The sequence below is a fragment of the Salinimicrobium maris genome, from assembly GCF_049680855.1.
Lineage (GTDB): Bacteria > Bacteroidota > Bacteroidia > Flavobacteriales > Flavobacteriaceae > Salinimicrobium.
On the sequence record NZ_JBMPGS010000003.1, the window covers coordinates 73,054 to 85,451 of the forward strand.

13 protein-coding genes are annotated in these 12,398 nt (G+C 38.9%); 10 read left to right on the forward strand and 3 right to left on the reverse strand.

What is annotated here, in order from left to right; all coding sequences use genetic code 11:
* The first annotated feature begins 5 nt into the window (after positions 1–5).
* The 6 genes from ACOV1Q_RS10725 to ACOV1Q_RS10750 all read left to right on the forward strand — a co-directional run bounded on the left by ACOV1Q_RS10725 (position 6) and on the right by ACOV1Q_RS10750 (position 7,435).
* The gene (locus ACOV1Q_RS10725) at positions 6–1,454 is read left to right on the forward strand and encodes a glyceraldehyde-3-phosphate dehydrogenase (protein WP_424494393.1); all 1,449 of its coding nucleotides are present in this window, start codon (positions 6–8) and stop codon (positions 1,452–1,454) included.
* 223 nt (positions 1,455–1,677) lie between these two features.
* On the forward strand, positions 1,678–2,256 hold the full coding sequence (locus ACOV1Q_RS10730) for a hypothetical protein (protein ID WP_424494394.1): 579 nt from the start codon (positions 1,678–1,680) through the stop codon (positions 2,254–2,256).
* 107 nt (positions 2,257–2,363) lie between these two features.
* Positions 2,364–3,041, forward strand: a complete 678-nt coding sequence (gene trmD, locus ACOV1Q_RS10735) for a tRNA (guanosine(37)-N1)-methyltransferase TrmD (RefSeq protein ID WP_424494395.1) — start codon at positions 2,364–2,366, stop codon at positions 3,039–3,041.
* Positions 3,042–3,168: 127 nt separating this feature from the next.
* Positions 3,169–3,519, forward strand: a complete 351-nt coding sequence (gene rplS, locus ACOV1Q_RS10740; RefSeq protein ID WP_424494396.1) for a 50S ribosomal protein L19 — start codon at positions 3,169–3,171, stop codon at positions 3,517–3,519.
* Between the two features lie 532 nt (positions 3,520–4,051).
* Positions 4,052–6,274 carry an NADP-dependent isocitrate dehydrogenase gene (locus ACOV1Q_RS10745; protein ID WP_424494397.1) on the forward strand — a complete coding sequence of 741 codons (2,223 nt, stop codon included), beginning with the start codon at positions 4,052–4,054 and terminating at the stop codon, positions 6,272–6,274.
* 219 nt (positions 6,275–6,493) lie between these two features.
* Positions 6,494–7,435, forward strand: coding sequence for a LysR family transcriptional regulator (locus ACOV1Q_RS10750; RefSeq protein WP_424494398.1), 942 nt, complete (start codon positions 6,494–6,496; stop codon positions 7,433–7,435).
* Positions 7,436–7,476: 41 nt separating this feature from the next.
* Here ACOV1Q_RS10750 and ACOV1Q_RS10755 read toward each other — a convergent pair whose 3' ends face one another.
* The 3 genes from ACOV1Q_RS10755 to ACOV1Q_RS10765 all read right to left on the reverse strand — a co-directional run bounded on the left by ACOV1Q_RS10755 (position 7,477) and on the right by ACOV1Q_RS10765 (position 9,077).
* On the reverse strand, positions 7,477–7,674 hold the full coding sequence (locus ACOV1Q_RS10755; protein WP_424494399.1) for a hypothetical protein: 198 nt from the start codon (positions 7,672–7,674) through the stop codon (positions 7,477–7,479).
* Between the two features lie 131 nt (positions 7,675–7,805).
* Entirely contained in the window at positions 7,806–8,606 is an 801-nt protein-coding gene (locus ACOV1Q_RS10760) for a TIGR00266 family protein (RefSeq protein WP_424494400.1), read from the reverse strand.
* Between the two features lie 15 nt (positions 8,607–8,621).
* Positions 8,622–9,077, reverse strand: coding sequence for a DUF4442 domain-containing protein (locus ACOV1Q_RS10765; protein ID WP_424494401.1), 456 nt, complete (start codon positions 9,075–9,077; stop codon positions 8,622–8,624).
* Between the two features lie 143 nt (positions 9,078–9,220).
* Here ACOV1Q_RS10765 and ACOV1Q_RS10770 point away from each other — a divergent pair, with 143 nt between their 5' ends.
* The 4 genes from ACOV1Q_RS10770 (at position 9,221) to ACOV1Q_RS10785 (ending at position 12,384) form a co-directional block, all read left to right on the forward strand.
* A complete protein-coding gene (locus ACOV1Q_RS10770) occupies positions 9,221–9,727 on the forward strand; it encodes a DUF4870 domain-containing protein (RefSeq protein WP_424494402.1) in 507 nt (168 codons plus the stop codon).
* A 73-nt stretch (positions 9,728–9,800) separates the two neighbouring features.
* On the forward strand, positions 9,801–10,145 hold the full coding sequence (locus ACOV1Q_RS10775; RefSeq protein WP_424494403.1) for a PadR family transcriptional regulator: 345 nt from the start codon (positions 9,801–9,803) through the stop codon (positions 10,143–10,145).
* On the forward strand, positions 10,138–12,123 hold the full coding sequence (locus tag ACOV1Q_RS10780; protein ID WP_424494404.1) for a PspC domain-containing protein: 1,986 nt from the start codon (positions 10,138–10,140) through the stop codon (positions 12,121–12,123). The genes ACOV1Q_RS10775 and ACOV1Q_RS10780 overlap by 8 nt, the downstream gene beginning before the upstream one ends.
* A 69-nt stretch (positions 12,124–12,192) precedes the next feature.
* Positions 12,193–12,384 carry a hypothetical protein gene (locus tag ACOV1Q_RS10785; protein ID WP_424494405.1) on the forward strand — a complete coding sequence of 64 codons (192 nt, stop codon included), beginning with the start codon at positions 12,193–12,195 and terminating at the stop codon, positions 12,382–12,384.
* The last annotated feature ends 14 nt before the right edge of the window (positions 12,385–12,398 follow it).

Consider the following 12,398-nt stretch of genomic DNA (forward strand, 5'->3'; position numbering starts at 1 on the left):
ACAACATGAGTACAAACGAAGTTTACGAAAAGGAATTAGCTTTTCAAGCAGACCGAAGGCGCGCAGCTGTAGAGTTTATTAAAATCATCAGTGATCTCTGGTATGACAAGTCCATTGAGCTGGTACTTTTCAGAAACCAATTAATAGACAGGAATGTTAGTGACATTCTTAACCTTCATGAATATGCAGGCGAATTTGTTCAAAAGCCCATTTCCATCTTTGATTCTGTGGAAATTGCACACGCCATTAAAACGCTTGATTTCCCGCCTGCCAAACTGGATATAGGAAAACTTACTTACGAATATCACCTGGAAGATCAGCAACATTCCAATGCCACCGCTTTTGTTTCAGACAAATTAAGAGATGCAAGAAAAGTTGAAGAAGTGGTGCCAAAAGACGTGGTTCTTTATGGCTTTGGAAGAATAGGACGACTCCTGGCCCGTGAATTAATGGCACGAACCGGTAAGGGCAGTCAGTTGCGATTAAGGGCAATCGTTACCCGCGGAAAAATTGATGCCACTGTGCTTGAAAAGAGAGCTTCACTACTCAAAAATGACTCTGTACATGGAGATTTTTCGGGAATTGTTTCCATTAATGTCCAAAAAAGTTGCCTTGTAATTAACGGTACGACCGTTCACATGATCTCTGCAGACAGTCCTGAGGAAATAGATTACACTCAGTATGGGATTGAAGATGCCCTTATCATTGACAACACCGGTGCTTTTAGAGACCAAGAAGCATTAAAACGTCATCTTTCCTCAAAAGGTGCTACTAAAGTACTTTTAACTGCCCCTGGAAAAGGGGTACCAAATATAGTTCATGGTGTGAATCATTTGGAGTACAATCCTAATGAAGTTTCAATCTTTTCAGCAGCTTCCTGTACTACAAATGCTATCACTCCCGTACTCAAAGCCATGGAAGATTCTTTGGGAGTAGTTCATGGTCACCTTGAAACTATTCATGCGTATACCAATGACCAAAACCTGGTCGACAATATGCATAATAAATACCGAAGGGGACGTGCCGCTGCGTTAAATATGGTCATCACCGAAACTGGAGCCGGAAAAGCTGTTACGAAAGCACTTCCTTCTTTTGAAGGAAAACTCACCTCCAATGCTATTCGCGTACCCGTTCCCAATGGTTCCCTCGCGATCCTGCACCTTGAAGTAGAAAACCCCACTTCAAAAGAAGGGGTCAATACTATTATGAAGAAATATGCTCTGGAAGGGAACCTGGTGGAACAAATTAAATACTCACTAGACAATGAACTTGTTTCCAGCGACATTGTAGGCTCAGCGCAGCCTTCTATTTATGACAGCAAAGCCACCATCGTTTCTGAAGATGGAAAAAAAGTAATCTTATATGTATGGTACGATAACGAATACGGGTATAGTCATCAGGTAATACGTCTGGCAAAATATATCGCAAAGGTGCGAAGATTTACTTACTATTAGAATTCATAGGCTGTCTAAAGTATGGTTAAGGTTTGGAAGCTATTTCAAAGGATTGATATATGATTTTATTAGAATCAAAAAAATTTGAAGTAGGTTTAGACCAGCGTTTATCTTTATTTAAGACAGCCTGTTTTCTTCAAGTTCCAAGAATATTTTACTCCTTGGCAATAAGCTCTCATGTGGTTCGTTGTGGTAAAGAATAACCACGAAAAAAAATTGATCTATGAAAAAGCACATTTTTTACACTCTTTCTTTGGTGTTAATGGCGACGAGCGGGTATGCGCAAACAACTAATCCTATTGATGAGGAGTTTTCAGATTTAATTGAAAGCTCAAATAATTTCAAAGGATATAAAGTGGTGGATTTTGGTGAATTGACAGATTTACAGAACAAAACCGAAGACTACATAGGAGAGCTCAAAAATGAGATCACCGCAAATGAAGTTTCTTTGCAGACCCAAAAGGAAACGATTAAAAAGCTCAAGGCAGACTTGGCAAATGTGGAAGGGCAGCTTACTGAAGTTACTGCAGAAAAGGACGCTATAAGCTTTTTGGGAATTCCTTTCAGCAAAGCCACTTATTCTACTTTAATGTGGGGAATCGTGGGTGTTCTTGTTCTCACCGTTATCCTGCTGCTTGCACGTTTTAAAAGCAGCAATTCTAAAACAAAGGAATCCCGGAAAAAATTAATTGAAACTGAAAAAGAATTTGAAGCCTATAGAGCCAAGGCCCTTGAAAAAGAACAGCGCATGGGCAGGATGCTTCAGGATGAGCGTAACAAGCACATGAAAGTTGCCAAATAAATCCTTTTAAGGAAGCTGAAAAAGATCCTCCAGAAAGACATTCTAAAATGCTATTTTTGCGCCTCCACTGAAGTTCTTCTTAAACTTCAGAATAAACATTTAGAATTATGCGCATTGATATAATTACAGTAGTCCCAGACCTGCTAAAAAGTCCGTTTGAAGCCTCCATTTTAAAAAGGGCCATTGATAAAGGGCTGGTTGAAATACACCTGCACAATTTGCGCGATTATGTAACAGATAATTACAAACAAATTGACGATTACCAGTTTGGCGGCGGTGCAGGAATGGTAATGATGATCGAACCTATAGATAAGTGCATTTCCAGACTTAAAGCGGAGCGGGATTATGATGAAGTGATCTACATGACTCCCGATGGCGAAACGCTGAAACAGGGCATTGCCAATCAAATTTCTTTAAAGGAGAATATCATCATTCTTTGCGGACATTATAAAGGCGTAGACCAGCGGGTAAGGGAACATTTCATCACCAGGGAAATTTCGGTAGGCGATTATGTGCTTTCAGGTGGAGAGATGGGCGCTGCTATTCTTTGCGACGCAGTAATACGTTTAATTCCCGGAGTTTTAGGAAATGAAACTTCAGCGCTCACAGATTCATTTCAGGATAATTTGTTGGCACCACCAATTTACACTCGTCCTGCGGAATATAAAGGATGGAAAGTTCCTGAAATCTTAACATCCGGAAATTTTCCGAAGATCGAAGAATGGCGGGAAGAGCAGGCTTATGAACGTACAAAGCAATTACGTCCCGATTTACTTGATGAGTAACAGTAAATTTTTCGATTCTTTCTGTTTTTTATATTATTTTATTTTTTAATTTTGCACTCGTTTCTAAATTAACCTCTGGCGAAAACCGTGGATGTTGTTTTAGACTTTATATTTTAAACCATTACTTATGGAATCCTTAGTTAAATTTGTACAAGACGAATTTGTAACGAAAAAAGATTTCCCTGAATTTTCTGCAGGAGACACAATTACTGTTTATTATGAAATTACAGAGGGCGCTAAAACGCGTACCCAGTTCTTTCGCGGTGTTGTAATTCAAATGAGAGGTACAGGAGCATCTCAAACTTTTACCATTAGAAAAATGAGTGGTACTGTTGGAGTTGAACGTATTTTCCCTTTAAACCTTCCGGCACTTCAAAAAATTGAAGTTAATAAAAGAGGTAAAGTACGTAGAGCAAGAATCTACTACTTTAGAGAACTTACCGGTAAAAAGGCAAGAATTAAAGAAGCAAGAAGATAAAATTTTTTTTATCATTACTCCAAAGCCCTGTGTTTCTACAGGGCTTTTTGTTTTCGTTCAACTTTATCATTTTTTTTGTAATACATTGACTACAAATAATTTGGAGTATTAAAAGTTCTTCCTTATTTTTATATATAGAATTTTAAAAGCAGAAAATGTCACAAGGAATTTTCCTTTTAAGATTCCAGTGTAAAGTATAATTCTTTACATAGTTTTTATCATTTTAAATAACATCATGATCGTACATGGATGGTTTAATTCGATAAAAACGTTTTTGAAGCAATTCAATTTCAGATTCCTGAAAAAAAATTACTTCAAAATGAAATAACACACGTTTAAGACGATGAAAAGTCTTATTAGGAATGTAAAATATTCAGCGATAAAGTGTTATTTCAACAGGAGCCATTTCATTATTTTTTATAGTGAAATGGCTTTTTTGTGCTCATACGCTACCGCCATTTGATTGATTTGCCTATGAAAAAAAGTATTAAAATGCTAAATTGCGAAGTATTACCTAAAATTTAAATATATAATGACACAAACCTCAAAGATTATTTATACCCAAACAGATGAAGCTCCCGCTTTAGCCACTTTTTCTTTCCTACCTATTGTACAGGCATTCACCAAACCTGCCAATGTTGACCTGGAGACAAAGGATATTTCCCTTGCAGGAAGAATTCTTTCCCAATTTCCGAAGAAACTTAATGAAGGTCAAAAAGTAAATGATGCACTTGCCGAACTTGGAGAATTGGCAAAAAGACCTGAAGCTAATATTATAAAACTTCCAAACATCAGTGCCTCGGTTCCGCAGCTTAAAGCCGCTATCTCTGAATTACAACAAAAAGGATATGATCTTCCTAATTATCCCGATGAGCCGGAAAATGATACAGAAAAAGAGATCAAAGCAAAATATGACAAGGTTAAAGGTAGTGCAGTGAATCCTGTTCTTAGAGAAGGAAATTCAGATCGACGTGCACCAAAAGCCGTTAAGAATTACGCTAAAAAGAACCCACATTCTATGGGCGAATGGAGTTCAGACTCTCAAAGCCACGTTGCTACCATGGGAAATGGAGACTTCTATTCTAATGAAAAGTCTGTTACCGTTTCCAAAGAAGGAAATGTGAGTATAGAATTAAAAGGTAATTCTGGTAATATTAAGGTACTTCGGAAGGACCTGCACCTATTAGAAGGGGAAATCATTGATGCTACCTTTATGAGTAAAAAAGCTTTACTCGCTTTTCTTGAAGAGCAGGTAAAAGACGCCAAAGAAAAAGGGGTTCTTTTCTCCCTGCACATGAAGGCTACTATGATGAAGGTATCTGATCCTGTTATCTTTGGGCATGCCGTAAAAGCATTTTTTAAAAATGTTTTCACTCAATATGAAAATGACCTTAAAAAAGCCGGTGCAGACCCGAACAGCGGTTTAGGGGATGTATTAAGTGCGATTCAAAATCTTCCGGATGACAAGAAAAACGCCATTGAAGCAGATATTAAGAAGGCTTTGGAAGAAGGTCCCGATATTGCAATGGTAAATTCTGATAAAGGAATTACCAACCTTCACGTCCCAAGTGATGTGATTATTGACGCTTCTATGCCTGCAATGATCAGAACTTCAGGAAAAATGTGGAATGCAGATGGCAATCCGCAGGATGCAAAAGCCATCATTCCTGATAGCAGCTATGCCGGGGTATACCAAACTACTATTGAGTTCTGTAAGAAGAATGGTGCTTTTGATCCTACAACTATGGGAACTGTCCCAAATGTAGGGCTTATGGCTCAAAAGGCCGAAGAGTACGGTTCTCATGATAAAACTTTTGAAATTTCTGAAGCAGGAACCGTCCAGGTAAAAGATTCTGAAGGAAAAGTTCTTATGGAACATGAAGTAGAAGAAGGAGACATCTGGAGGATGTGTCAAACTAAAGATGCACCGGTTCAGGATTGGGTGAAGCTAGCAGTGAATCGCGCAAGAGCGACAGGCTGGCCCACCATCTTTTGGCTTGACAAAAACAGGGCACACGATGCACAAATTATTGAAAAGGTAAATAAATATTTACCTCAGCATGACACTAGCGGCCTTGATATAAGAATCATGACTCCTGATGAGGCAACGCAATTCACCCTTGAAAGAGTAAAGAATGGGGAAGATACCATATCAGTAACCGGAAATGTACTACGGGATTATCTTACAGATCTTTTTCCAATCCTTGAATTGGGAACCAGTGCAAAAATGCTTTCCATCGTTCCGCTAATGAATGGCGGCGGTTTGTTCGAAACCGGTGCAGGTGGCTCTGCCCCAAAACACGTACAACAATTCGTAGAGGAAGGCCATTTAAGGTGGGACTCCCTTGGAGAATTTTTAGCCCTGGCTGTTTCACTCGAGCACATAGGTAGTAAGTATAACAATAAAAAAGCTGTGGTCCTCTCTGAAGCCCTAGATACCGCTACAGAGAAATTCCTTGAAAATGACAAATCTCCTTCGCGAAAAGTGAATGAACTGGATAACCGCGGAAGTCATTTTTACCTGGCGCTTTATTGGGCAGAAGCTTTGGCAGAACAATCGAAGGATGCTGAATTAAAAGAACATTTTACAGCCATTGCCGAAGAACTTAAAAAGAATGAAAGCACAATCATTGAAGAGTTAAATGCTGCACAAGGATCTCCGGTAGATATTGGTGGGTATTACCAGCCGAATGAAGAAAAAACCAGTAATGCAATGAGACCAAGTGCCACTTTAAATTCCATTGTGAATCAATAGACTCACGCATTTTTACAGATTTTTCTACTTGAAAATTTATTTAAAAGGAAACGTCGCCCCTCTTTGGGAGCGGCGTTTTTTCATAATAGCTATACCTGGCATCCAAAAAGATCATTTTTGAATCTCTGTCTGCGAAAACTATTGTTAGCTCTATGCACAACTTGTTATTTTCATAGAAAAAAACAATACCTTTGCCAATGTAAATTAAGCCTCATAATTATGACTATTACACAGTTGCATTACGTCCTGGCAGTTGCAGAACACCAGAATTTCACCAAAGCTGCTCAAAAGGTTTTTGTCACTCAACCCACTTTGAGTATGCAAATTCAAAAGCTGGAAGATGAATTGGATGTATTGATTTTTGACAGAAGTAAAAAGCCTATTGAACTTACCGAAACGGGTAAAAAAATTGTACAGCAGGCCAGGAATATAGTTAACGAAAGCGACAGGATTAAGGATATTGTAGATCAACAAAAGGGATTTGTAGGCGGTCTTTTCCGCCTGGGGATTATCCCCACGGTTATGCCCACTCTACTACCAATGTTCCTCACCAATTTCATCAGGAAATATCCCAAAGTAAAATTAAAAATAGAAGAGCTTCATACAGAAGCCATGATGGAAAAATTGAAAGACGGGCATTTAGATGCCGGGATTGCAGCCACTCCCCTGAAAATGGACAACATTAAAGAACAGCCGCTTTACTATGAACCTTTTGTGGGATATATTCCATCAGGCCATCGCCTGCATTCTCAAGAGAAATTAGAAGTGAATGATTTGGATCTTGAAGATATTTTACTTCTGGAAGATGGACATTGTTTCAAAGAGGGCATACTTAACTTATGCAAATCCACCAGAACCTATGAAGAAGACCGCTTCCAACTGGAAAGCGGTAGTTTTGAGACCATGGTAAAACTTGCCAATGAAGGTTTGGGAATGACTTTGCTTCCTTACCTTCACACGCTTGATATAAAAGATGGAGAAAAGCAGAACCTTCGCATGTTCAAGGAACCAGTTCCCGCTCGAGAAGTAAGTCTCATCTACAATAAAAGCGAATTAAAGATTCAAATAATAGAAGCCTTACGAGGTACTATTTCCGGTGTTGTAAAAGGCGCTATAGCTTTTCAAAACGTGCAGATCATTAGTCCTATCTCTTCGAAATAGAAAAAATCAAAAGGAAAAAAGCGGCTTTTCAGCCGCTTTTTTTAAGAATTTAGATAAGTTAAACATTTGTTTAGTTGAGGATTCTGCTGTGTCAAAGCTAATATCCAGACTTTTAATTCCTCAATTTCATAAGGCAGTAATCTTTCAAAAGCTTTTTTCACTTCTTTGCAGAAAAGCGTTACATCGAAACTTACCTTTTGAAGGACAGTTTTGGTGTATTCAAACATCGCTCTCGCCATAATTTGACAATTTTAATTGATAAGTCAGATTTAGGTAATATTATAACCTATAGGCTGAAAGTTTTTTAATTTGTTCATCAATTTAAGAAAAAACTCCTGATTGGAAGAAGAAGATGATCATTTTAACAAATTTAGAAGCGGTTATCTCCATCCATCATATTACCCAAACCACCCAGGATGCTCCCTTCTCCTTTATCTTTACCACCGCCTTGTGGTGCTGCGGCTAGAATTCTGCCTGCAAGTCGGCTAAATGGCAGGGACTGGACATATACAGTTCCCGGTCCTGTAAGGGTTGCAAAGAAGAGACCTTCCCCTCCAAAAAGGGTGTTTTTGATACCTCCTACAAATTCAATATCATAATTAACTTCTTTTGTAAAGCCAATAATACAGCCCGTATCTACCTTTAATTTTTCTCCCGGCTGAAGCACTTTTTTGGCAGTCGTACCTCCCGAATGCACGAATGCCAGGCCGTCTCCCTCAAGTTTCTGCATGATAAAACCTTCTCCTCCAAAAAACCCACGTCCCATTTTTCGGCTGAATTCCAATCCTATGGCTACTCCTTTCGCTGCGCACAGAAAAGCATCTTTTTGACAGATAAACTTTCCGCCGAACTCCGTAAGATCTATAGGTATTACTTTTCCGGGATAAGGTGAAGCAAAACTTATTTTTTTCTTTCCCAACTCTTCATTTGAGAAAATGGTCATAAACAGGCTTTCCCCTGTGAGAAGTCTTTTCCCCGCGCCAAGAATTTTTCCTAGAAAACCTTCGTCCTTTCCAGAACCATCTCCAAAAATGGTATTCATTTGAATACCGTTATCCATCATCATGAAGTTTCCGGCTTCTGCAATGACTGCTTCTTTAGGGTCCAGTTCCAGTTCCACATACTGCATTTCTTCACCAAAGATTTCGTAATCAATTTCGTGGGATGTCATAATATTATGTTTAGGTTAATTTTTTACTTTTACCGTCCATTCAAAATTAAAGGTGGATACGACCACTCCTTCTTTATTCCTCCCGACAGATTTCATCCAGAAAGTCTGCCCCTCCCCTGTTTCCAAACTCTCCTTTATAGCGTCTTCAATCAAATTTCCATCTTTACACTCAAAAGAAATCTTTCCGGTAGCTTTTTTGGTAAAGGAGGCATTGTTCTTCTGGACCAACATGGAGATCTTTCTATTGCTTTCCTGAATGCGATTCATAACCAATGCGCCTGTACTCAATTCAGCAGCCATTGCCTGTACTGCAAAATACATAGAATTAAAGGGATTTTGATTGATCCACCGGTGCCTCACTCCTACTCTACAGGCATCACTACTTATTTCTTTAATTCTTACGCCACAAAGCCATGCTGATGGCAGTTTTAGCATTAAAAAGGTGTTCAGTTTTCGTGTTCCTAAAGCCATAGATGATTTTAAATTCCTATAAATGTAGCTAAAATATGATTGGTTTGAAATGTTAAATTTTCAAAAATTACAAATTTATATGGTACTATGTGTTGCACACTACTATCTTTTATATATATATTTGTATAACTAAATATTCGGTTATGGAATCACACAACAACAAATCTTATCAAACATTGGCAGCGTTGATACACATTTCTACTTTTTCAAAGTATATCATTCCACTGGGCAATTTCATTTTTCCCTTGATCATCTGGACCACTGGAAAGAAGGATCGGCTTATTGACCATCATGGTAAGCAGGCCTTAAATTTTCAACTAAGTATCTTCTTTTATATGGTGCTGGTAGTGGGATGCGCACTGGCAGGTATTTTAATAACAGGAATTAATTCAGGAATTGGAGAATATTCAATACCCAATGATCTTATTAGGTTAACAACTGTCTCTGCTGCCTTGCCCTTGCTAACTGTTATTACAGTTGCATCGGTTTTACTGGCAGGATTATTCATACTTGAACTGGCCTGTGTGATAATCGCGACGGTTAAAGCAAGCGACGCGAAATATTATAAATATCCCATTACCATAAATTTTATTACTACTTCCGAAGAGGTAAACAAACGAAACAAAAAAATGGCTACAGAGCCCGTATAAAAAGGAACATATCGAATTCATCATCAAATCAATCATAAAATGAACAGTACATCAACATTCAAATTGAAGCCTTATGAAGATTGAAAATACAAAAGCGCAAATGCGTAAAGGAGTTCTGGAATACTGCATTCTTTCGGTATTACGCGACGAGGACGCTTACGTTGCCGAAATCCTGGCAACATTAAAAGACGCAAAACTCCTGGTAGTGGAGGGAACTATTTACCCCTTGCTTACCAGACTAAAAAATGCCGGACTGCTCACCTACCGTTGGGAGGAATCCAGCAGCGGACCGCCAAGAAAATACTACGGTCTCACAGATACTGGAAAAATTTTCCTGAAAGAACTAACTACCACCTGGGAGGAACTCCAAACAGCTGTAACCATCGTAACCACTCAAAAAAAGAAAAGTCATGAATAAAACAGTAAATATAAATCTTGCCGGCGTTTTCTTCCACATAGATGAAGATGCTTATGCCAAACTGCAGCATTACCTTGATACGATAAAACGTTCATTAACGTCTACTCAGGGAAGTGATGAAATCATTGCAGATATAGAAGCGCGTATTGCTGAATTATTTTCTGAAAAGCGTAAAAATGAGCGGTACGTTATAGGCATAAAAGAGGTTGAAGAGGTGATCGCCATCATGGGCCAGCCTGAAGACTATGTGCTCGATGAGGAAATTTTTGAAGACGAGCCTGCTTATAAGACACCTAAAACTAGTAAGCAGTTGTTTCGCGATACCGAAAACTCTTATATAAGCGGTGTTTCCTCCGGGTTGGGTCATTACCTTGGAATAAGCGCCATCTGGATGCGTTTAATCTGGATCTTACTTAGCATTTTCTCGAGTGGAGGGTTTATTCTTATTTACGTAGCGCTTTGGATATTTATCCCTGAAGCCAAAACCACAGCCGATAAACTTGCAATGAGAGGAGAGCCCGTAACGGTGAGCAATATAGAGAGGAAAATTAAAGAAGGGTTTGATGATGTCTCAGGAAAAGTGAAGAACATTGATTATGAAAAATATGGTTATAAAGCTCGTACGGGAGCCGGGTCTGCAGCTACCGCAGTAGGAAAAGGAGTTTCTTTTCTGCTGAACATATTCGTGAAATTCATTGGAATTATCCTCCTGCTCTTTGCCGGCACTTTATTAATAGGATTATTCATTGGTCTCTTTTCGGTTGGCACTTTTGGTATTATTGATGCCCCCTGGACAGATTATATTGAAATGGCCGCGATAGGTGCTCCCCTGTGGTTAATGTCTTTGTTAGCTTTTCTTTTGGCTGGAATCCCGGCGTTCTTTGTGTTCATTTTGGGACTAAAGATCTTAATGAAAAAATCAAAAACTATTGGAACTACTGCAAAGCTGGTTCTTTTTGGAGCCTGGCTCCTGGCGCTAATGGGCGCAGCGATCATAGGGATAAAGCAGGCTACACACAGAGCTTTTGAAGGAGAAGTGATCGTTACAGAAAATTTACCCGTTACCGATCAGGATACCTTGTTTGTGGAAATGAAGTTTCATCCCAATTACTCTTCACGATATCAGGATGGAGAAGTAAAAATTCATTATGACGATAATGATCGAAAAATCATATTGGCAGACGATGTGCGGCTAATCGTGAAATCTACTAAAGATTCGGTAGGTAGTATTGAAATCCTGAAATCTGCTGATGGCAAGGATTTAAAAGAAGCCAGAACACGTGCTGAAAATATAGAATACAACATGGAGTTCAGAAACAACAGGTTAATTTTGGATGCCTTCCTGACTTCAGAATTACAATACCACTGGCGCGATCAGGAAGTTGTGGTAACCCTGTATTTACCTGTTGGCAGCACTTTGTATGCCGATGATAACACCTACTATTACCACAGAAATTCAGATTGGTATGGTGACATTCTGCATAACGGGGAGGAAGAGCATTTCTTAACCATCACGAAAGATGGTACAGAATGCCCGGATTGTCCTGTGGATGAAGATTTCATTGAAGAAGATTCTTGGGAAAACACCATTGATGAATGGGAAGAAATAGACAGCCTGCCTGGGTCTGAAGATGCATGGGATGAGGGCGATACTTTAGATTCCGTCAATAGTTCTGCCACACATTTTTTATTAAACAAACAGGAGGCTGAACTAAGTATTTCCGCAGAAACTACTAAAGAGGAGCTCTTGAAAATTTCCAGGGAGCTTGCCAGAAAAGTGAATATAGCCCTGGATTTTTCAAATTCGAGGTTTAATCAGTCCGGAAAGCTGGAAACCTTGTCATTGCTAGTAGATTGCAACGATGGCTTTTCAGGAGAAACTATGGTTTCGTCTTTTCTTCTTAAAAAGAATAATTATGGCTTTCATCGAGATTATACAGCCCGTGGGGACCAGGCGTTTTTCATTGGGAAAATGTAAAATTCGCATGATTGAAAATTGTTTCAGTTCATCTTCTGTAAAAAGAAATCAATGATTAAATCACAGAAAATGGCAACTTTATTAAACGCTTTATTAGCTTCCCTGTTTTCTGCCTTTTTAAGCACGCCCGAGCCGGTTTCGCTAGCAGCTTTTACTTCTTATCAATCGACGACTGAAGTAACAGTACAGGCAGAGAAAAAAGAACCTGAAAAATTCAAAATTTTTTTTGAGCCTCAAAGTGAAACCTTTTGCCATGCATAAAAAAAGTCCCGGAA

Excerpts from the sequence above, each read along its gene's own strand:
- ACOV1Q_RS10725 (WP_424494393.1), top strand. The coding sequence starts at position 6 with ATGAGTACAAACGAAGTTTACGAAAAGGAATTAGCTTTTCAAGCAGAC.
- ACOV1Q_RS10730 (WP_424494394.1), top strand. The coding sequence starts at position 1,678 with ATGAAAAAGCACATTTTTTACACTCTTTCTTTGGTGTTAATGGCGACG.
- trmD (WP_424494395.1), top strand. The coding sequence starts at position 2,364 with ATGCGCATTGATATAATTACAGTAGTCCCAGACCTGCTAAAAAGTCCG.
- rplS (WP_424494396.1), top strand. The coding sequence starts at position 3,169 with ATGGAATCCTTAGTTAAATTTGTACAAGACGAATTTGTAACGAAAAAA.
- ACOV1Q_RS10745 (WP_424494397.1), top strand. The coding sequence starts at position 4,052 with ATGACACAAACCTCAAAGATTATTTATACCCAAACAGATGAAGCTCCC.
- ACOV1Q_RS10750 (WP_424494398.1), top strand. The coding sequence starts at position 6,494 with ATGACTATTACACAGTTGCATTACGTCCTGGCAGTTGCAGAACACCAG.
- ACOV1Q_RS10755 (WP_424494399.1), bottom strand. The coding sequence starts at position 7,674 with ATGGCGAGAGCGATGTTTGAATACACCAAAACTGTCCTTCAAAAGGTA.
- ACOV1Q_RS10760 (WP_424494400.1), bottom strand. The coding sequence starts at position 8,606 with ATGACATCCCACGAAATTGATTACGAAATCTTTGGTGAAGAAATGCAG.
- ACOV1Q_RS10765 (WP_424494401.1), bottom strand. The coding sequence starts at position 9,077 with ATGGCTTTAGGAACACGAAAACTGAACACCTTTTTAATGCTAAAACTG.
- ACOV1Q_RS10770 (WP_424494402.1), top strand. The coding sequence starts at position 9,221 with ATGGAATCACACAACAACAAATCTTATCAAACATTGGCAGCGTTGATA.
- ACOV1Q_RS10775 (WP_424494403.1), top strand. The coding sequence starts at position 9,801 with ATGAAGATTGAAAATACAAAAGCGCAAATGCGTAAAGGAGTTCTGGAA.
- ACOV1Q_RS10780 (WP_424494404.1), top strand. The coding sequence starts at position 10,138 with ATGAATAAAACAGTAAATATAAATCTTGCCGGCGTTTTCTTCCACATA.
- ACOV1Q_RS10785 (WP_424494405.1), top strand. The coding sequence starts at position 12,193 with ATGGCAACTTTATTAAACGCTTTATTAGCTTCCCTGTTTTCTGCCTTT.